We start from the raw sequence: 20,627 nt of genomic DNA, 5'->3' as shown, positions 1-20,627 counted from the left end.
TTTTATTTTGCAACAGAATAGTATAAATCCCATTGCTGTGTTTTTTGGTAAAGAATCTCTTTTTTAGGCGATTTGCCACGCACGAGATTCTCACTTGTGCCTTTTTTGCCACAGCCTGCCAATGCAATACTTGCACCTGCGACTGCTACGGAAGTTTTTGCGGTAGTTTTTAAAAACTCTCGCCGACTCTTTTCCATATTGGCTCCTTATTTGAGATTTGGGATAACCCCACTTAAGCCCTCGCAATAAAGGCTTAAGTAGAATTATTTAAGAATAAAATTCCATTTCAAACTTCATAAAAGATTCCACTATCAATGCAAGTGCTAAATAAAATTTTGCATCACTCCGTATTTTTATCTCCTCTACCCACCCTAAAAAAGCCTTTTGACTAAACAAAAAAACCTCTTTTGCCAACTCTACATTCTCTTTTTCTATTAGATAACGCATAAAGCCGCACAAGAATCCTAAATGTTCCTCTGTTTCTTTAAAACTCTCTGTATTCACGCGCACATCACTTTGTTTCATTAATGCTCTAATTTTCAAAAGAGACTGCCCTCCAATGCAGTTTTCATAGTAATGCGAAAGATGCATACCAACCTGTTTCCCTCCAAAAGGCAACGCGAAGAGGCGAGAAAATTCCTCTTTGATATTTTGAATCCCATTGTCTTCTAGCTCTTGCTTTAGAAGCAGCATACTGCCTTCTGCCTCCTGATTTAACGGAGCACTCAACAAGATTCCTAATTGTTCTTTTGCGATTCTTACTCTTTCTTCTAACATTTCAAAAACCAACAAACCATTAAAAAAATCATAGTATAAAACACGAGCATTTTTTAAATTTAATTGTTCTTGTTCGCTCAAATTATCTAGCATCTGCTTCCCTTTCCTGTGCAATTGCGTTTGTTGCATCAAGCATCACTTTGACTTTGCAATCTGGACAGCATTGGATTGTCCTAAACTTTTTAGTATCCTTTGCAAAAGAATCTCCAATCATTAATAGCACTTTTTCAATGGATTTCTTTGTGCTAAAGACTTTTCCACATTCCACACACAAAAAGGGCTCATCTTTTGCCAACTCTTGACTTCTAAAAAATTCTGGATTGAGCATAATCCCTTCCTTGTGAAGCTCCATTGCATCTTCAGGACAGGAAGCAACGCAATATCCGCAAGTTGTGCAAAGGCTCGCATTAAAACGTAAAGAAAAATCATCACTTCTCGCAAAGATTGCATTTACATTGCACGCTCCCACACAAGAAAGACAGAGTGTGCATTTTTGTGTATTGACCTTAATCTCTCCATAGAATACAGAATCTTTGCGTGATTGTGTCGCAGGAACGCTTTTTGCCAAACCATAATCTTCGTCTTTGACCATATATTGCAATCTTTGTGCAAAAGATTCGCGATAAGGCTTGTTATAGCGGTTTTGATAGAAATAAGACTCTATTTGTGGCAATTCTAATTGCGATAAGGATTCTACCTGCTGCACAGCAAAAATAGAATCTTGTTGATAGATTTGTTGTGTAATATGATTTAAAAACTCCATAGGTGCGCTTAGATTTTGTGTATAAACCACCAAAGCATTTCCACTCATTTGCACCATACTTAGCAAATCGTTTTCGTTTAACATCAACAAACTTGGCAAAACTAGAGGCAGAAAATCAGAGGGTAAATTTTTGTTTTGTGAGGCTAAGATTCTATAATCTTGCGTGTTACACAAGAAAATCCTTTGTCCTTTATACTGCTCTATGATTTCTCCCAAGCCTTCTTTTGGCAATTCCTCATATTCCAAACAATTTGTCGGACACACACCCACACACGCGCCACAGGCAATGCAATCAATCGGAGAAAAAATCAATTCCATTAAGCCGTCATTGTTATCCACGCCAAAGGTAGGACAAACATTTGCACATCTCGTGCAATGCTTTTCTCTCCTATGATGATATTGACAGAGATTCTCTTGATAACCAATCATTTCTTTATAGGAATAAATACCAATATTTTTTTTCAACTTTTCCAATAAGCTTTCAGGATTCTTAAAATCAGCCACATTATAGACGCCCCTAAAACGCAACAATTCTTCTTCGCTAACAAATAAAACAGCTTGCGCAAACTCTACAATTTCTTTGTTATTGAGTTTGGCATTAAATCCACCAAAGCTTCCGCTGAAATTTTCTAACAATTCTAAATCCACTAAGGCAACTTCAAAAAACTCCTGCGCCAAATCTACAAAATCTTGCACGATTTGTGGAATCACTCCTTGTTTGTCCGCGTAAATCACCGCAAGTTTCGCATTGACTTCTACTTCTTTGCTATTTTCTAATGTAAAATCCTCTATGATTTCCTGCACGCGTTCTAGTTTGGCTAACTTATAATGATAATCCTTGTCTTTTTTATCCAACAAAAGATTACCAAGCGGTAAAGAAGTTGTATTGCTAGTATCCAAGGTTCCAAAAGCTAATGGATTCATAAGTCCTCACATTTTAAAATAGTTTAATTTTCCTTATTTGCTCTTAATTCGCATTTTATTCACTTCGTACTAAAAAGTCAAGATTTTTTTAACATTCGCGTTATATAAATTAATATACAGATAAAGGAGATTTGGGGATTAAAGAAATATTGATGATAGAATCTCAAAGCGAGATTCTATAAATTAAAGTAATAAATGAAATGGATTATCTATCCTATGATGAATCCTAGAGATTACATCAAACTTCCGCCTATTAAGCCATAAATTCCAAACAATAAACCATCTACTGCAAAAGCCGACAAGCAAACATAAAGCGTTGCGATTCCTACTACAATTTTAAGAGGCAAAGTTGCATTTTGCAAATAAACATTCCCATCACTAATTAAAGGGTCTTTTAGGAACATATAAACGATAAGTTTTAAATAATAATATGCCGCAATTGCGCTATTGATTGCCATAACAAAAGCAAGAAACAAATAACCATTATTAATTGCTGCACTCATCAAATAAACTTTACCCCAAAAAACTGAAAAAGGTGGAATCCCAGCCAAAGACAACATAAACAATCCCATAATCACAGCGGCTAAAGGACAGAGCTTGATGAGTCCAGAAAATTTTTCATAGGAATGGTCGTAACGTTTATCCCAAATTTGTTCTTTTGTGCGAGAAATCCACAACATCGCAAAGATTCCGAGATTCGTAAAAAGAAACAATATCCAATATAAAAACAATGCACTATAAGCTTGCATTCCACCAATTAGCACAGCACTAAATGCGAATCCCGCATGAGAAATAGAGCTATACGCAAGCATTCGCTTCACATCTTTTTGCACAAGTGCTACCAAATTTGGCAAAGTCATCGTAATCACAATTAAAAGATACAAGACAGAATGCACCCATATAATTTCTACAAAAATACTAAAAATTCTAATCGCAACCACCAATGCTGCGATTTTGGGAACAATAGACATAAAGCCTGCCAAAAAAGAGTTAGAACCCTCATAAACATCTGGCGTCCAAGTATGGAAAGGCACTAAAGAGGCTTTGAATCCAATAGAGGCAATAAAAAATACCACACCACTTAAAACCAAATAAAAAGGCTCATAATTGTGTATTTCTAATACATTTCTAATGCCTTCTAAATCCAAATGTCCGCTTGCTGCATAAAACAACATAGAACCAAAGGCGAAACAACCCGCAGATAAAGAACCCATTGTAAAGTATTTGATTGCCGCTTCAAAAGCAGTTGCCCGATTATGCATAGCAATCAGAGTATAAAGCGCAAGGGAAGCTGTTTCTAATCCCAAGAAAATAACGATTAAATGGTCGCTACTTACCATAAATTGGAATCCTGCACACATAAATAAAAAGAGTGCATAATATTCTGGATAAGCAAACTCGTGGAATCGGTTGTAACTCAAAGTCAAAGGCACAAATAAAATCGCAGAAACTAGGATAATCATTTGCCCCAAAAGAGAGAATCCATCTATCGCAATCAAATCAAAAAAGGCTCTCTCTCCATTGATGCTAAAAAATGTAATATAACCTAAACTAAGCCCCAAAAACAGAATCGTAAGCATAGTATAAAGTTGTTTATTTGCATTTTTTAAGCACATATCCACAACCAAAACCAAAAGCCCCCCAACAATCGTAATAAGCATAGGAAAGATACTGAAAATATTTAAACTCTCCAATGAAATACTAAAGGTTTCTAACATTTATCTCCCCTCCTCTTGCAAAGATTCTGCATTTGTCGCATTATTTTCTTTTATTGCTTCTTGTAAATTTTCTGAATTTTCAAGATTCTCTATATTTGAGCTTTCCCCCTGCTGCAAGAATTCCAATGGCTCTAAATCTATTCCCAAAAATGCTTTTGTTTCCGGAGCTACCGCACGAGAATACATCACTGCGAGCATATTTTCTACACCTTTATTAATGGGTGCTAAAATCGGCTTAGGATACACACCAAGCCAAATTACAATCGCAACCAATGGCAGCAAGGCACTCCATTCGCGTTTATCCAAATCTTGTAATTTTAAATTTTCTTGATTCACAACTTTTCCATAAAACGCCTTGCGATAGAGATTGAGCATATAAATTGCACCTACAATAATACTAATTCCCGCGATTCCTGCAAGAATCGGAGAGATTTGGAAAAACCCAAGCAAAGATAAAAATTCCCCTACAAATCCCATTGTCAAAGGAAGTCCCGCTGAAGCCATCATCATAATTCCAAAAATCGCTGCATAATTAGGCATTACTTTTGCGATTCCGCCAAACTCGGCAATCATTTTGGTATGCCGTCGCTCATAAATCATTCCTACAAGCATAAACAGCGCGCCGCTAATAATCCCATGACTTAGCATAAAAAAGACAGACCCGGAAATTCCCTCCATATTGAGCGCAAAGATTCCAATCATAATCACACCCATATGCGAAATGGAGCTATAAGCCACGACTTGCTTCATATCCTCTTGTGCAAATGCTACCATTGCACCATAAACAATCATAATTAAAGAGAGAATCGCAACAGGCATTAATAAAGCTACACTGGCGTCAGGAAAAAGCGGCAAAGAGAAACGGACAAAACCATAAGTTCCCATTTTTAAAAGCACAGCCGCAAGGATAATAGAACCAATTGTCGGTGCTTGTCCGTGTGCATAAGGCAACCAAGTATGGAAAGGAAACATTGGTACTTTGACTGCCAAACCACAAAAAAATGCAAGGAATAGCATTATTTGCAAATTCTCTGGAATCAGGCTTAAACTATACCATTCCAACAGAGAAAATGTCCAAACTCCGCTCACACTAAAGTAATAATATGCCAAAAACAAGATTCCAATTAGCATAATCATTGAACCCAAAAAGGTATATAAGAAAAACTTCACTGCGGCATAGATTCTGCTACCACTTCCCCAAGCACCAATAATATAAAGCATTGGCACCAAAGAGAGTTCCCAAAAAATATAAAACAAAATCATATCCAATGCGCAAAATACACCAATCATTATGCTTTCAAGACACAAAAGCGAAAGGATAAGCTTTTTGGTTTCTTGCGTTTCATTCAGATAAATGAAGCCTATTAGACTAATCAATGCACTTAACACAATCAGAAAAAGGGAGATTCCATCTACACCCACAAGATAACTAATACCAAAATTAACCACCAAAGGAAGCGAAGTAACAAACTGGAATCCATCTACTTCTCTGTCAAAGCTATACCACAAAAGCAATGCCAACCCTAGCTCAATAAAGCTAATAACGACTGCATAAGCTTTAAGATTCTCTTTAATGCCAATTGCTAAAATTGCGCCAATAAATGGAAAAAAGATAAGCAAAGTTAAAAGGTAGTCCATACTGCCTCCATACAAACAAAAAATATCAATACAAGTAGCAATAAAACTACCACACCAAAAAACATAATTTTTAACATTTTAGAGAGATTCCCACCTTGAATCCATTGCATACTTTCTCCGCTACTATTAAGGAATCTTGCAATCATATCCACTACAAAATCTACCACGCACTTATCAATCAACCAAGCAACTTTGGAAAACCTCATATAATTCTGTATAAACAGCTTGTCATACAACATAGGAATATAATACTGATGGCTTAAGAGTTGATAAATAAAGGTTTCCTGCCATTTGGGAGAAAAACCACCTTTTTTGTATTTCCACACTGCAAATGCAATCCCGCTTAAAGCCACAAAAGAAGTCAAGAAAATAAGATTCCAAATGGTTTGAGATTCCAAATTTGCGCTAAAATCAGGCAGGGTTTGCGTAACAAAATGATGAAAAGTTGGCTCAAAGAATCCCGCAAATATCGCCAAGATTCCAAGCGGTAACATAGCATAAAGCATATAAGAATAAGCCTCGTGTGGGTGTTCTTCTTCGTGTTTTTTCTCGCCAAAAAATACAAGCATAATTAGTCGGAAGCTATAAAATGCCGTCAAAAACGCACCCAACAATAATACGCCCCATAAGACATAAGCTCCAGAGCCAAATGCGGCTTCCAAGATTTTATCTTTGGAAAAAAATCCAGAGAATGGATAAATTCCTGCTAAGGCAATAGACGCTAAAATCATCAAAATTGCGGTAATTTTAAGCGGACGATAAAGTGCGCCCATTTTTGAAATATCCAATTTATCGTGCATAGCGTGCATTACATTCCCAGCACCCAAGAACAACAAAGATTTGAAAAAGGCGTGGGTTGCAAGGTGAAAAAGAGCAATCCAATAAGCCTCTAATCCAGCCGCAACAAACATATAACCTAGCTGCGAAAGAGTAGAATATGCGATAATGCGTTTTAAGTCCTTATTCACCAATGCCATTGTTGCAGCAAAAAGTGCTACAAATGCTCCTAAACTCGCGATTAAAAAGCCAATTTCGGGAATCATTGCATAAAGTGGATTCGCCCGAATCACTAAATAAACTCCAGCAGTTACCATTGTTGCTGCGTGGATTAGTGCAGAAACAGGAGTTGGACCTTCCATCGCATCTGCAAGCCAAGTATGCAAAGGAAATTGCGCACTTTTACCCATTGCACCCACAAAAAGCAGAATCCCAATCGCTATTAAAATCCCTTTGGGTGCTTCATACACGCTGCTTAAAACTTCTTCATAGCTCAAAGTGCCAAAAGTCCAATAGATTAAAAAGATTCCAAGCAACATTCCCAAATCCGCAATACGATTCATAATAAAGGCTTCATTTGCCGCAAAAGATGCAGAATCGCGCTCATACCAAAATCCAATCAACATCCAAGAACAAAGCCCCACGCCTTCCCAGCCGATGAATAATCCTGCAAAGTTATCACTCATTACCAAAATCAACATAGAGAAAACAAAAGCACTCAAATAGACAAAAAATCTATTGAAGCTTTTATCGTGGCTCATATAACCAATGGAATAGATATGCACACACAAAGAAACAAGTGTTACAACAAAAATCATTGTCGCGCTCACGCTATCTACCAAGAATCCAAAAGGAATATAAAGCCCCCCAGCCCCAATCCAATCCATTAACACAACTTTGACAACACCACCTTGCAAAGTATGCACAAACAATAGTGCCGAAGCGAGAAAAGAAACTCCAAGCATTAAAGAAGCAAAGATTCCAACACCTACAAATTTTTGTTTTGAAGCAAAGGGAATCCCAAACAATGAACCCACCAATGGCGCAAACAATGCAACATATAAAATCGCTTCCATACTTAGCCTTCCATAATTTGTAATTTATCTAAATCTAATGTATGATGCTTTTTATACCAAGCAATCAGCAACCCTACCCCAATCGCAACTTCACTTGCCGCAACAGCGAGAATAAAGAATGCAAACATTTGTCCATTTAAATCCCCAAGATATTTTCCAACGGCGACAAATCCGATATTAACAGAGCTTAACAAAATCTCTGTTGCAAAAAATAACATCAGTAAATTTTTGCGTCTAAGCATTCCAAAGACACCAATCATAAACATAAGACTAGATAAAATCAAATAATGATTAAGCGTTATCATCTTGCTCTCCTTTGGGTGCTTGCTCATTTAAGGTTAGAGAATAATGCATTCCTTTGCCCGCTAGCACAATTCCCGCAATCATCGCTACAAGCAACATTATTGCCGCAATTTCAAAAGGAATCAGAAATTTTGTAAAAAGCACATAGCCCACCATTTGCACATTTCCCACACCCTCTTGCGGCGGAATCACAGCTTCTAAGGTTGCAAGATTCTGTGTAATAATAGGAGCAACCACCACGATAACAAGCAGTAATGCTCCCAATCCACTTAAGACAAATAAAACTCTAGGATTCGCAATTTTTTCATTTTGTAATTTTTGAGTATCAAAAAACATCATCGCAAAGGCATAAAGCGCAATGACTGCCCCAGTATAAACGACAATTTGCACGACACCCAAAAATTCTGCTCCAAGCAAAAAGAAAAAAGCAGAAACAAAAATCATTCCCGCCGCCAATGCACTTAAGGCATAAAGGATATTGCGTGTTGTAACCACGACTAAAAACATTGCTAAAGTTAAAGCGCAAAATGTGTAAAACGCAATGGCTTCAAGCATCGACTTCCTCCTTTTGTTTTATTTCTGCAGTTGTTTTTATGGCATTTTCATCTGTCTCTTCTAAATATTTCAAAGGAGTAAGCTTAATGCGTTTATCCGCATCTACACTTATACTCCCAACACCGCTAAATTCAGAATCCTGCCCGCTTAACACTTTATCAATTGGTGTTAGCATATCATTTTTCAGAGCAAAAGACGCTCTTTGTTCGCTCGCATTCTCATATCTCTTTCCATGCACAATCGCAAGTTCAGGGCAAACCTCTGCGCACAATCCACAATAAATACATCGCCCAAAGTTAATGCTATATTCAAAGACTTTTTTGCGTCTATCCTCACCATATCCTGTTTCCATACGAATGCAATTTGCCACACAAATCTTTTCACATAATCCACAACCAATACATCGCTCATTTCCACTTTCAAGCAAACGTTTTAGCTCATGCACTGCACGATAACGCGGACTTAATGGTAATTTCTCTAATGGATATTGCACGGTGTGGATTTGCGCTTTGTAAAATTCCTTAAATACAAGCCACAAACCTATAAACAATTCACCCTTTAATGCGCGATTCCAAAATCTCACAAACTTTTGCGCATTACTCAAGAGAGGTGTTTGCTCAACAATCTTGATATATTTACTCAATTTCCACCTCCTAAACAAATGATACCCGTAACAAAAACATTTAAAAGTGCAAGCGGAAATAAGACTCTCCAACACAAGCCCATAAGTTGGTCTGGACGAATATGAGGATAAGCTGCTCTTGCCCACATAAATAAAAAGATAAGAAAACTTACCTTTAAGATAATTGCGATTCCGCCGGGAATGAATCCAAGTGGATTAAAACCGCCTAAGAAAATCAAAGACACAACAAAAGACAACGAAATCATACTTGCATATTCACCGATAAAAAACATTCCCCAACGCATTCCCGCATATTCTGTCGCATATCCCGAAACAATTTCTGCTTCGTGCTCTAGCAAATCAAAAGGCGTTCTGTTAAGCTCTGCATAACCCGCAAACAAAAATAAAACAAACGCTAGAGGCTGTGAAAATATCAACCAATTTGCGATTCCACCTCCTTGATAATTGTTAATATCAATCAAGGATAAAGAACCAACCAACATTAAAGGCGCTAAAAGAGATAATCCAGAAACAACCTCAAAACTAAGTAATTGCACCGCTGTCCTTGCTGCCCCTAAAATAGACCATTTACTATTTGCGCTAATGCCACCTAGCAAAGGACCATACAAGCCAGCAGCCCCGACACCAAGAACAAATAGAATCCCAACATTAATATCTGAAATAATAGGCTGAATGGTATAACCAAAAAGCTCAAATTCCGGGAAAAATGGAATCGGAGCCATTGCGATAAAAGCTGTTGCTGCTGTAATCGTTGGTGCGATTCTAAAAATAAGGCGATTTGCTCCACTTGGCACAATATCTTCTTTGGTAAAAAGCTTAATTCCATCGGCTAAAATCTGCAAAACCCCAAAAGGTCCCACCATTGTTGGACCTAAACGACGTTGGAAAAAAGCTAGAATCTTGCGCTCTACATAAGTTGTAAAACCTGCCAATGCCGAAAAAATCAGCACGACAAGCAAAATTTTAATCAGCGTCTCAATTATATAATTCATACCAAAACCTTTAAAGAAACATTTGTATAACGCGTTGTTGGAAAAAGTTTAAATTCTTCAAATTCGCACACGCCAAGTGCTGCAAATTCACCCTCCATTCCTTTATCAAGAATTGCTAAAGTCTCTACCACTTCTCCATTTGCAAAACGCACTTCCACCTTGTCTCCATCAGAGATTCCAAGTGTTTGCGCATATTTTTCGCTTAATTGCAAGCCATTTTTAGAATCTATATAAGAGGATTGCAAGGTATTTTTGGAAAAATGCGCCACAGGATTACGCGCATAGAGATTGTAAGATTCCAATTCTTTCAATTCTATAGGTAAAACTTCCAAAAACTCTTTAGGGAAATGCGCCCCTAGCAAATATCCACGAATCTCTGAACCATCGTTTAAAAATCCAAACTTCAAATCATCGTATTCCACACTTTTAAAGCCTTTTTCTATGGGTAATTCTGATGTATAATCTATCGTAGATTCGTATTCTAGCCCCAGCACTTTGGCAATATCATTTAATTCATATCCATTATAAGGAGTTGCGGGCGTTAAAGGCACAACCCGTTTATCCACATTTACCAATGTGCCTTCTTGCTCATTTAAATAAGGCAAAGGCAAGGCATTTTCCGCACCTGTGCCAATTCTATAATGTCCTTGTGCATTGTAGCCAATACTATATCCCGCACTCTCTTTATCTAACTCACAAATCAAAGCAATACCTAACGCATTTGTCGTAGGTGGGAGCAATAGAATCTTAACCATACTCAAACTTTCAATATAGCCCAAGATTTTTGCAATATTTTCAGAACTTTTCGCACGATACACATCAAATCCGACAATCAAAATCGGATTCTTTGCGCTCTGTATTGTATTTTTTGTTGCTTCTATGGATTCTTTCAAACCACCACAATAATCATATAATGCACTTGTGATGACTTCTACTTCTTGTGTGATTTTTTCTATTTCCTCTTTTTCTACAAACTTTTCATTACCCTCCTCATCTAAGACGACATTGCCCTCTTTGTCTAGCTCTTTTACCTTCACTTTCTTTTTAACTTCTTTTGTGATAGTTTGCATTTCTTTGCGTTCGTATCGTTCAATTTGTGATTTCAAAGAAAGAGGCATTTGCTCTCTTGGAATACACACGCTTGCCAATAACAACGCAAGAGCTTCTTCACTATCTGGCTTATAGATTCCATTAATCGCAGTTTTTACAAAACGATTCACAACAACATCTTGCATTGTGTGAAAATACGCTAAATTCGCACCTTTATTCTGTTTCATTGCATTATTAATACTATGTGTAACCACAGGCATATCATAGCTCAATGCTCCACCAAAACACATCACAAAGGTGCTTTGGGTAATGTCTTTTTGATTTGCATTTCCTAACGAGCCGCTGACTTTCAAATAAGAATCCAAAAATCTTTTAAAAGGATAAACTTCCTCACATACCAACTTATAACCAAACTTTTCTTTTAGATTCTGCAAAATCAAAGCTTCCTCATTGCTTATATTTCCTGCAAAACGAATCGTTTGCGCTTCTTTAAAGGCGGCAATGCTTGCATTGAAAGCTTCCTTGTCTTTTTGGACTTGCTGATTATTCACATCAAAGCCCAATCTCCCCGCTGGACAAAGTGTAGAGAAATTCCAATCACTGCTGACGCGATAAACCTTTCTTTCGTTTCCTCCGATTCTAGTTTGCTTCACTTCATAAGTCAGCGCACAGCCATTGCCGCAATGCACACAAGTGCTAGGGATTTTCTCTAACTCCCACGCATTGGAACGATACTGAAAATGCCCAATCGTAAGCGCACCTACGGGACATACACTGACGCATTCCGCACAATCACCGCACGCTTCTGCTTCCACACCATTGAGTCCTATCAAAGATTTTTTGAATTTCGTCCAAACCCCATAAGCGTCTTTTGGCATAATGTCTTTATATTCTTTGGGTGGCATATCCCCTTCGCGTTTTTGGGCTTTAATGTGAGATTTGCCGATTTTATCCTTACAGAGCGTTACACAACGTTCGCACACGATACAAAGATTCGGGTCATAAACTGCCTTGCCCCAAGAATCAAACTTTTTCTCATCATCTTTCATCGCATAATTTTGCTCTTCTACACCTACATAATGTGTGTAATTTTGCAATTCGCATTCACCACTTTTGTCGCATACTCCGCATTGCAAAGGGTGATTTACGACATACGCTTGCATAATTGCTTTGCGTTCCTCTTCAATTTCTTTGGTATTTACCAAGATTTGCATACCCTCTTTTACTTTTGCATTGCACGCATACACGCGTTTGCCGTCTGCCTCTACCATACACATTTTACACGCAAGCGTAGGAGACGCACAAGAAAGATAACAAATCGCGGGAATAAACACTTCATTGGCGCGTGCAGCATTCAAAATGCTTTCGCCCTCTTCGCAAAGAATCTCACAACCCTCAATCGTTACTTTTATTTTTTCCATTATGCCACCTTGCTTATTTTGACTTTTTTATAGCAAAATTCATTTTCTAAGTTCCAATCTTTTTTAAAGTCCAATGTTTGTGGAATCCACAAAATCCCAACCATACCTTTTAATTGCATATTCTTATGCAGTTTGACTTGTATTGTTTTATCCGATTCTATGAGTTGCACTTCAATTTCTGATTCCTCTTGTATCTTGCCTACTTGACTAAATTGCTTAGAAACTTCCAAGATTGGTTCTTTTAATGCTTTGGTTTGCAAATATGCTACCAATCCGTCATAACATTCCAACGCGTCCAATGCCTCTATGGAAGTCTTTTTGTGGGTTGCTATCTCTTGAGGCGCGGATTCTAAAAATACAATTTCTATTTTATTGAGTGCATTACTCAAAAGTGCTAGAATCTTTCCAATATTACGCGCTCTCTTGTGTGTGCTTAAATCTCTTCCTAACACAAGCACACTTTTTTGTGATTGAAAGCTTTGTGCAATCCGTCCTAATTCCTCTTCTGCTAAATTACATTCAGAGGACAAATACCCCACATCTAAGGATTCCACAAATGCTTTTAGCTCCAAATCTCCATTAGAAATACTATAAAACGCACTAGCAAGTAGAGCGACAATTGCTTCTTCGCAGCCTACTTCATAAAGAAAATGTAAAAGCTTCGGATAAGGATTAAAGTTTAAGGGGTGGAGCAAAAAAACTTGAATGGAATCCTTACAATCCTCTTGCGATTCCAAAACTTTTAAATCTACTCCTTGCTGCTGTAATACACAGGCAAATTCCTCCACGAATCCGCCCAAAAGTAGAATATTTTTATCCTTTAATGCGTTTTTTTCTAAGGATTCAACAAAATGCGCCTTTCCGCCATTTGCCAAAAAAGATTCTACCAACGCACTCATTCCGCAACCTTTGCAGTTTCTTTTCTTACTATGATTGTCCAATCCACTTCATTAAATCGCAAAGAATTAAGTAATGTATTGCCACTTTGTTTCACCAAATCCGCACTCTTTTGCACATTATCAAAGTCCAATACTTCAAACAAAAAAATTCCTACTTCTCCTCTTTCTAATTCATTGTCCAAAATGGCTTTCAAGCGCGGACAAAAATCATTTTTTAAATGGCGCAAATCAAAACGTTTCATCGGTCAATCTCTCCAAATACAATGTTTGTATTCCCAATAATCGTTACAACATCGGCTAAATAATGTCCGGGCAACAAATCTTGCAACACTCCTGTATGGAAAAAACTAGGGGTGCGCATTTTTACACGATAGGGATAAGGTTCGCCTTCCGAGCGGATAAAGAATCCTAGCTCTCCTTTTGGAGATTCTGTGGGGACATATACTTCGCCAACAGGAGGACGCATTCCTTGTGTAACCAAAACAAAATGCTGCATTAAAGAATAATTTTGCGTCATAATTTGTTCTTTTGGAGCAGAAAAATAACGCGTATCCTCACACATTAAAAGCGTATCGGTATCCTCATATTTATCAATGAGTTGATATAGGATTCTAATGCTTTGACGCATTTCTTCCATATAGAGCAAATAGCGTCCATAGCTATCATTGCTCTCTCCCACAGGCACATCAAATTCCAACTCATCATAAAGCTCATAGGGCTCTTCCTTGCGAATATCCCAAGCAATTCCACTTCCACGCAACAAAACCCCGCTTAATCCCCAACTTTTTGCCATTTCAGGGCTTACAACACCCACATTTTCCAAACGCATACGCCAGATTCTATTTTCGCTTAGGATTCCCTCATAAAGCTTAATTTGACTTGGTAACAGCTCCAAATAAGCCTTTAACTTTTCAATCCAACCTTGCGGCAAATCTAGTGGCACTCCGCCGATTCTAACACTAGAATGCGTTAATCTCGCACCGCAATAATCCTCAATCAAATCAATGCCAAATTCACGCTCTCTAAAGCAATAAAGGAAAATACTCATTGCCCCCACATCTAATGCGTGTGTTGCAAGCCAAAAAAGATGAGAAATAATGCGATTGAGTTCTAAAAGCATTGTGCGAATCACTTTTGCTCGTCTAGGCACTTCTACACCTAGTAATTTTTCTACACTTAATGCAAAAGCATAGTTATTGGAACTTGCAGCAATATAATCCATTCTATCTGTTGTAGGCAAAAATTCATTATAAATCATATTTTCTGCCATTTTTTCCATTCCACGATGTAAATATCCCACATCAGGAGTTGCCTTGATTACCTTTTCGCCCTCTAGCTCCAAAATTAAGCGCAACTGCCCGTGCGCACTTGGGTGTTGAGGACCAAAATTGACTACCATTACATTATCACTTATGCGGTCAAAGGCAATATTTTCATAAAATGGCATTAATTTGTTGGGTTGTTGCATCTTATTTCCTCTCTTTAAGCTCTTTGGAATTTTCTGGCTTTAGTTTGGTTACAAACAACACGCCCTCTTCCTCTTGATACATAATCGGTTGTGGTTTCTCTGCGCCCTCTTTCACCTCTGCACCATATTCCACTTCATAACCCAAATGAGAGAATCGTGTAGAATCATAGCGGTCAATGCGTGCAGAATCCCTCTGCTCTGCGCCAATGACTTCGCGATTCTCTTTACCAAAGATTGTATCCACTTCATACCATTGTGCCGCCTCATCTCCTTGTAAAGGATAGCTTTTAAGCAAAGGGTGTCCCACCCAATCATCGGGCATTAAAATACGTTTGGGATAAGGGTGTCCTAGAGGTAGAATCCCAAACATATCATACATTTCGCGTTCGCTCCAATCTGCACTGCGGAATAATTCTGTTACAGATTCTATTTTTTCACCTTTTCTTAAAAAAGTCTTTACCCGCAAACGTTTCGCACGACTTAAAGAAAGCATTTGATAAAAGATTTCAAAGCCTCCTTTTTGCTCCAAATAATCTATTGCACTAAGCTCACTTAAGACATCATAGCCAATTGTTTTTAAGGTTGCTAATGCACTATAAATAGAATCCTTTTCTACCCATATTACCAATGTTCCGCGTTCAAGATAGGATTCTATGACTTTGACTTGTCTGCCCAATATCTCTACATCTGCGCAATACACCGTGTCATTAGTTATAGGCTCTCTTGGGATTCTTGGGGAAACATAAAATCTATCTTTATAATAAACTTCTCTTTGTGCATTATTTTTGGGCTTATATTTTCTCATACTATTCCTTTATACTAAACGCTTAGGAAGCTGCACACGATTAGATTTTTGCTTACGGATTTTTTGTTGGAGCACCATAAGGGCATATTGCAAAGTTTCTGGACGCGGAGAACAACCTGGCAAATAAATATCTACCGGTATGATTCTATCCACTCCCTGCACGGTGGCATAAGTATTAAACATTCCACCGGTGTTTGCACAACTTCCCATAGAAATCACCCATTTGGGTTCTGGCATTTGGTCATATAATCGTCTCACAAATTGTGCGTGCTTTTTAGTAACAGTGCCTGCAATAATCATCACATCACTTTGTCTAGGACTTGCCCTAAAAATCGTCCCAAATCTGTCAAAATCATAACGACTAGCACCCGTTGCCATCATTTCAATCGCACAGCAAGCCAATCCATAAGTCATTGCCCAAAGCGAATTGCTACGCCCCCAATTCAACAATTTATCTACGCTTGTTAGCGCAATAGGCAACCCCCCGCCTTTAAGATAATCTACTTCATGCTCTGCCATTTCAAAGCTCCTTTTCTCCAAGCATAAACAAATCCAATCACGAGCAACAAAACAAATAAAACCATTTCAATAAATCCAAAAGCACCAAGAACCTTAAAATCCACAGCCCAAGGAAACATAAAAATAATCTCCACATCAAAAAGAATAAACAACAATGCCATAATATAAAATTGTGAGGAGATTCTATTGGGCTGCTTCGTGGGTGCTAAACCACATTCATAAGGGGCTAACTTCAGCTTTTGCGTGTTTTTATTTGCCAACTTCCGCCCCACGAATCGCGAAAGAAAAGTTGTCATTAAAAACGCACCAAAAGTAAAAACAAAAATAACGAATACACCAAAATATGGATGAGAAATATCTAAATGCGACACTTGCAAACCTTTAAGTCATAAAACTTTCTTGCGTATCTTAGCGTAATTCTCTTAAATTTTGAAAGAAAATCACAAAATAAGGCGCAAAGATTCACTTTAGCTTTACATTACAAAAGGAATCGCCACCTTAAAAAACTTTATAAAAAGTCAATTTTTCTATTACTTTTTAAAATCTTTTGTTTCTCTTTTCTTAAGAATTTAAATGATACAAAAAGAAACATTCTTTTAAAAAATTTGCTTATAGTTTCGTTTTATAACAAAGAAATTTCTCCCTCTATTTTTAAGAAAAATTACATAACACAACGGGATTCTACAATGAAGCAAAAGATTACTTTAGTTCAATACCAACTTTTGGGTTTAGAGTGATTTTATTTTCTTCTAATAAATGGCTTAAAGCGCGTTTAAAAGCCTTTTTACTCATTGCACACACGGATTGAATCTCACTTGGTTTGCTATCATAATGCAGATTCAGCTTCCCACCTTTTTGGCACAGAATCTCTAAGACTTTTCCGCTTTCTTGCGATGTTGAATTTTTTTCTTTAGGGTGCTTTAAGCTCAAATCACATTTACCATTGGAATAAATGCGTTTAATATATCCTTCGCGCTCTTCAAAAAGGGAAAATTCTCCAAAAATTTCATTTTGATAAATCAATCCCAAATTCACTCCATTCACAACACATTCATAACCCAAAGGAGTGATTCTAAAAGGCAGAATCCTAACCTTAAACCCCGCTTTCAGATTGGTAAGATTCTCACAAAAATTGCTTAAATAAGGTTTAATGTTCTCTTTTGCAAGCAAACGATTCTCTCTATCTACACTCAAAAAAACTGCCACTTGAGAACCTAAGGGATATTTTTGAGGCGTCTTAGTCGGCATAAACACATCTTTGGCGATTCCCAAATCCAAAAAACAGCCAAAATTATTTTTATCCACCACTTTTAAGGCTGCGATTTCTCCCCTTTGCGCTTTGGGCGTTAAGGTTGTAGCTATGGGGCGATCTTGCGAATCTGTGTATAAAAACACTAGAATCTTATCTTCTATTTTTGCGCCTTTGGGTAAATATTTATTTGGCAACAACACCTCTTCTTGCCCGCTTTGTAAATAAGCACCCACTTTAGCAAAACGGATAATTTTTAGCTCTTTACAAACTCCTATTTCAATCAAAAATTTCTCCCAAAATCTCATAAAGACTGCGCCCTAATGGCATTCCATAGACTTCTGCGATTTGCATTCCTACAAAAAAAACTAGAATCATAAAAACTACAAATCCAATCAAGCCCAAAAGCAAAAACATCTTGATGAGTTTCAAATAAAATTGCTCTTCTAATGCGTCATCAAGAGTTTTATAAAATTTCAAAAAATCCATAAAAAAATGCAACCAAAAGATAAAAATTCCCGCAAGCACAATACATAAAACCCCAAAAATCAACATAGACACATAGGGCGAAAGGCTTGTGCTAAACTCGTAAATATGCACTTCCCACATCAAAACCGCATAACCAATGTGCAACCCAAAACCCACAAGATTTAACAAAACCATAAAAAATACAAACCCGACAAAAAGTTCTGTCGTGCTAGAATATTCCCGAAATTTTTTGTGCATATTCTTTTTGATTACATTGTCTTGCAACCCTTGATAACGCAACTCCATAATTTCTGATTTCAAGTCTTTCAACCAATTCTTACGCGTTTTGCTTGCAATTTTTGCCTGTGCATTTTCAACCATTTGTAATCCTTAAATTCCTTATAAATTCTTTGATTGAAATTCTACTTTAAAATTGTCAAGTAAAACTTCACATTTTGGAATCATAGGATTTATCAATATGAAAGGCGCGATAAAAGCTTTCTAAATCTCCAAAATCATTTAATAATCCAAGTTTTTCTAGCTTGTCTAAAACTTCGCGTGAGCAATCCGTTTCTTTGGGCCACTCACGCGTATAATCATCACACAAACCCTTGTCGCACGCATCAAGCAACAAAGTTTTACCAATGATTTTTATGTCGCGTTTTGCATCTATATTATTCACTACGCGCCAAAGCAACATATAAAGATTCTCCAAATCGTTTTTAGCAAAATCCACAATCACCACAATACGCAAAAATCTTTTTAGGGATTCTATGTTTTGCGTATGAGATTCCACATTTGCAGAGGATAAGCTCTCCAAATTTGCTTGCTCTAGTGCTAAAAATGCTTTTTTAAGACTTTCTTTTTTATCTATTCCTACTAATACAATAGGATTCTTTGTGTCTTGATAAATTTGTCGCACACACTTCACTTCCCCGCTAACACTCAAAATTTCATTCAATAGCTTATGTAATTGCTCCTCACTGGCGACTTCCAATGTGCTTTCTATTTCGTCCTCACGGGTGCAATCTAAGCCCAATTTCCCACCTTGCGCAAAACTAGGAGAAGCGTGGTCTAGCGCGTCGCATACTCCCTCACTCATTAGGCAATTCTGCACTGAAAAATGATTGAGGATATAAGGAACAATCTCTGCACTTTGCAAACTTGGCGCATTTTCTCCGACAAAAATCGCGTGTTTAACGAAACTCATCTGCCCCACACCCCAAAATGCGTGCATACTCTGCTGGGCAATATGAGGAAAACGCGCTTTGATTTTGGCTAAAATCAGATTATGGAACACACCATTTTCAGGCATATAATAGTCTATTAAATTCGGTGTTGTGGTTTGCAAGAGGGGCAAAAAGATTCGTTCTGTGGGGAATCCTAAATATTTATCCTCCAAAGGTGGCTTACCAACCACCGTCGCGAGATAAACAGGATTTTTTTTGTGCGTGATTGCACTCACTTCTAGCACCGGATAAGGTTCAATAGGAGTATAGAATCCCGTGTGGTCGCCAAACCTCCCCTCATCACGCATTGCATTAGGCTCAACAAACCCTTCAATCACAAAATCCGCATCATAAGGCACACAAAGTTCATTGCTGACGCAACGCACCATTTTCGCGCGATTTTTGCGGATAAATCCATACAGCATTAATTCAAACAAACCATAAGGCAAAGGCGCGGTAGCACACCAAGTATAGAGAGGGTCGCCACCGATTGCGATACTCACAGGCATTTTTTTGTTTGCTTTATGGTATTCCTCTAGCAAACTTACGCTATCCTTATGCACTTGCCAATGCAATCCTAGATGATTTTTATCATACACTTGCAAGCGATACATTCCGAGATTCCGCACGCTTCCATCTAGGCTTTGTGTGTAACATTGCCCCATTGTGATAAATCTCCCCCCATCTTCACTCCAAGTTTTGAGAATTGGAATCGCACCCAAATCTACCTCTGCTCCTTTGACAATGACTTCTTGACATAAGCCTTTTTCCTTGAGGACTTTAGGAGCTAAAAAGCGCAAATTAAGCATTTTAGGAGCAATTTTTAAAGCTTCTTTTAAAGATTTCGGGGGTTTGAGTTTAATAAGTTCTGCTACCTCTTGCGCGATTCCTTGCGTATCGCCTACAAGCAACTGCACGCGAGAAAAACTGCCAAAAAGATTCATTAGCACTGGGGTTTCGTAGCTAATCTGCCGTGCCTTATCCACAGGATTAGTAAAAAGCAGAGCTTTGGAATTTTTATGTTTCACCTCCAAATATGCCAAATGCGGAATCTCTAACTCCACATCTAAGGGTTCTGTGATAATTTTTAATTCATTATGTGCTTTGAGTAAATCTATCGTTTGTCGCATAATTTTCCTTGATTGTGCCTCATTGAAGTTTTGGGTAAAATTATACCTTGAATTATTCCCCCAAGCAAGTTTTTAAATGCGTGGTAATCTGTATCTTGCATACTTGTAGTATTGTTTATCCTTGCAAAGCCCTTTAGGGCTGTGGCAATCTAAAATCAAGCATAAAGTAAATTCACTATGGAATCTTAACTCTTTTCTTGTGTTTCTCTTTTAGCTTACGCAC

At 37.7% G+C, this 20,627-nt stretch carries 20 protein-coding genes; all 20 read right to left on the bottom strand.

All coding sequences use genetic code 11. The annotated features are described in order from the left end of the window. Positions 1–2 precede the first annotated feature (2 nt). Positions 3–197 (bottom strand): twin-arginine translocation signal domain-containing protein, encoded by a 195-nt coding sequence (locus tag K2N75_RS00785; RefSeq protein WP_297680271.1) that lies wholly within the window; start codon positions 195–197, stop codon positions 3–5. Positions 198–267: 70 nt separating this feature from the next. Beyond that, the gene (locus K2N75_RS00780) at positions 268–870 is read right to left on the bottom strand and encodes a molecular chaperone TorD family protein (protein WP_297680272.1); all 603 of its coding nucleotides are present in this window, start codon (positions 868–870) and stop codon (positions 268–270) included. Continuing rightward, positions 860–2,464, bottom strand: a complete 1,605-nt coding sequence (locus tag K2N75_RS00775) for a 4Fe-4S binding protein (protein ID WP_297680273.1) — start codon at positions 2,462–2,464, stop codon at positions 860–862. Before K2N75_RS00775 ends, K2N75_RS00780 begins: the two co-directional genes overlap by 11 nt. Positions 2,465–2,697: 233 nt before the next feature. Then, entirely contained in the window at positions 2,698–4,182 is a 1,485-nt protein-coding gene (gene nuoN, locus K2N75_RS00770; RefSeq protein WP_297680274.1) for an NADH-quinone oxidoreductase subunit NuoN, read from the bottom strand. Then, complete coding sequence (locus tag K2N75_RS00765) at positions 4,183–5,820, bottom strand: NADH-quinone oxidoreductase subunit M (protein WP_297680276.1); 1,638 nt, start codon at positions 5,818–5,820, stop codon at positions 4,183–4,185. It abuts the gene before it with no gap. Further along, a complete protein-coding gene (nuoL, locus tag K2N75_RS00760; RefSeq protein WP_297680278.1) occupies positions 5,805–7,673 on the bottom strand; it encodes an NADH-quinone oxidoreductase subunit L in 1,869 nt (622 codons plus the stop codon). The genes K2N75_RS00765 and nuoL overlap by 16 nt, the downstream gene beginning before the upstream one ends. Before the next feature lie 2 nt (positions 7,674–7,675). After that, the gene (nuoK, locus tag K2N75_RS00755; RefSeq protein ID WP_297680280.1) at positions 7,676–7,978 is read right to left on the bottom strand and encodes an NADH-quinone oxidoreductase subunit NuoK; all 303 of its coding nucleotides are present in this window, start codon (positions 7,976–7,978) and stop codon (positions 7,676–7,678) included. Then, entirely contained in the window at positions 7,965–8,531 is a 567-nt protein-coding gene (locus K2N75_RS00750; RefSeq protein ID WP_297680282.1) for an NADH-quinone oxidoreductase subunit J, read from the bottom strand. The genes nuoK and K2N75_RS00750 overlap by 14 nt, the downstream gene beginning before the upstream one ends. Beyond that, a complete protein-coding gene (gene nuoI / locus K2N75_RS00745; RefSeq protein WP_297680284.1) occupies positions 8,524–9,174 on the bottom strand; it encodes an NADH-quinone oxidoreductase subunit NuoI in 651 nt (216 codons plus the stop codon). Before nuoI ends, K2N75_RS00750 begins: the two co-directional genes overlap by 8 nt. Next, positions 9,171–10,166 (bottom strand): NADH-quinone oxidoreductase subunit NuoH, encoded by a 996-nt coding sequence (gene nuoH, locus K2N75_RS00740; RefSeq protein ID WP_297680286.1) that lies wholly within the window; start codon positions 10,164–10,166, stop codon positions 9,171–9,173. The genes nuoI and nuoH overlap by 4 nt, the downstream gene beginning before the upstream one ends. Further along, on the bottom strand, positions 10,163–12,637 hold the full coding sequence (locus K2N75_RS00735) for an NADH-quinone oxidoreductase subunit G (RefSeq protein WP_297680288.1): 2,475 nt from the start codon (positions 12,635–12,637) through the stop codon (positions 10,163–10,165). Before K2N75_RS00735 ends, nuoH begins: the two co-directional genes overlap by 4 nt. Next, positions 12,637–13,536 (bottom strand): hypothetical protein, encoded by a 900-nt coding sequence (locus K2N75_RS00730; protein WP_297680290.1) that lies wholly within the window; start codon positions 13,534–13,536, stop codon positions 12,637–12,639. The genes K2N75_RS00735 and K2N75_RS00730 overlap by 1 nt, the downstream gene beginning before the upstream one ends. Beyond that, complete coding sequence (locus K2N75_RS00725; protein ID WP_297680292.1) at positions 13,533–13,778, bottom strand: NADH-ubiquinone oxidoreductase subunit E family protein; 246 nt, start codon at positions 13,776–13,778, stop codon at positions 13,533–13,535. The genes K2N75_RS00730 and K2N75_RS00725 overlap by 4 nt, the downstream gene beginning before the upstream one ends. Next, positions 13,775–15,004 (bottom strand): NADH dehydrogenase (quinone) subunit D, encoded by a 1,230-nt coding sequence (nuoD, locus tag K2N75_RS00720; RefSeq protein WP_297680294.1) that lies wholly within the window; start codon positions 15,002–15,004, stop codon positions 13,775–13,777. The genes K2N75_RS00725 and nuoD overlap by 4 nt, the downstream gene beginning before the upstream one ends. A 1-nt stretch (position 15,005) precedes the next feature. Next, positions 15,006–15,809 (bottom strand): NADH-quinone oxidoreductase subunit C, encoded by an 804-nt coding sequence (locus K2N75_RS00715; RefSeq protein ID WP_297680296.1) that lies wholly within the window; start codon positions 15,807–15,809, stop codon positions 15,006–15,008. Between the two features lie 9 nt (positions 15,810–15,818). Next, entirely contained in the window at positions 15,819–16,328 is a 510-nt protein-coding gene (locus tag K2N75_RS00710; protein WP_297680298.1) for an NADH-quinone oxidoreductase subunit B, read from the bottom strand. Further along, positions 16,310–16,699 carry an NAD(P)H-quinone oxidoreductase subunit 3 gene (locus tag K2N75_RS00705; RefSeq protein WP_115552232.1) on the bottom strand — a complete coding sequence of 130 codons (390 nt, stop codon included), beginning with the start codon at positions 16,697–16,699 and terminating at the stop codon, positions 16,310–16,312. The genes K2N75_RS00710 and K2N75_RS00705 overlap by 19 nt, the downstream gene beginning before the upstream one ends. A 328-nt stretch (positions 16,700–17,027) precedes the next feature. Continuing rightward, positions 17,028–17,885 (bottom strand): S1-like domain-containing RNA-binding protein, encoded by an 858-nt coding sequence (locus K2N75_RS00700; RefSeq protein WP_297680299.1) that lies wholly within the window; start codon positions 17,883–17,885, stop codon positions 17,028–17,030. Next, complete coding sequence (locus K2N75_RS00695; protein WP_297680300.1) at positions 17,857–18,426, bottom strand: hypothetical protein; 570 nt, start codon at positions 18,424–18,426, stop codon at positions 17,857–17,859. Before K2N75_RS00695 ends, K2N75_RS00700 begins: the two co-directional genes overlap by 29 nt. A gap of 67 nt (positions 18,427–18,493) precedes the next feature. Next, the gene (locus K2N75_RS00690) at positions 18,494–20,404 is read right to left on the bottom strand and encodes a menaquinone biosynthesis decarboxylase (protein ID WP_297680301.1); all 1,911 of its coding nucleotides are present in this window, start codon (positions 20,402–20,404) and stop codon (positions 18,494–18,496) included. Positions 20,405–20,627 lie beyond the last annotated feature (223 nt).

The sequence above is a fragment of the Helicobacter sp. genome, assembly GCF_029067145.1.
GTDB lineage: Bacteria > Campylobacterota > Campylobacteria > Campylobacterales > Helicobacteraceae > Helicobacter_D.
Note: the sequence above shows the minus strand (reverse complement) of the source record. Positions and strands in the feature narration are given on the sequence as shown.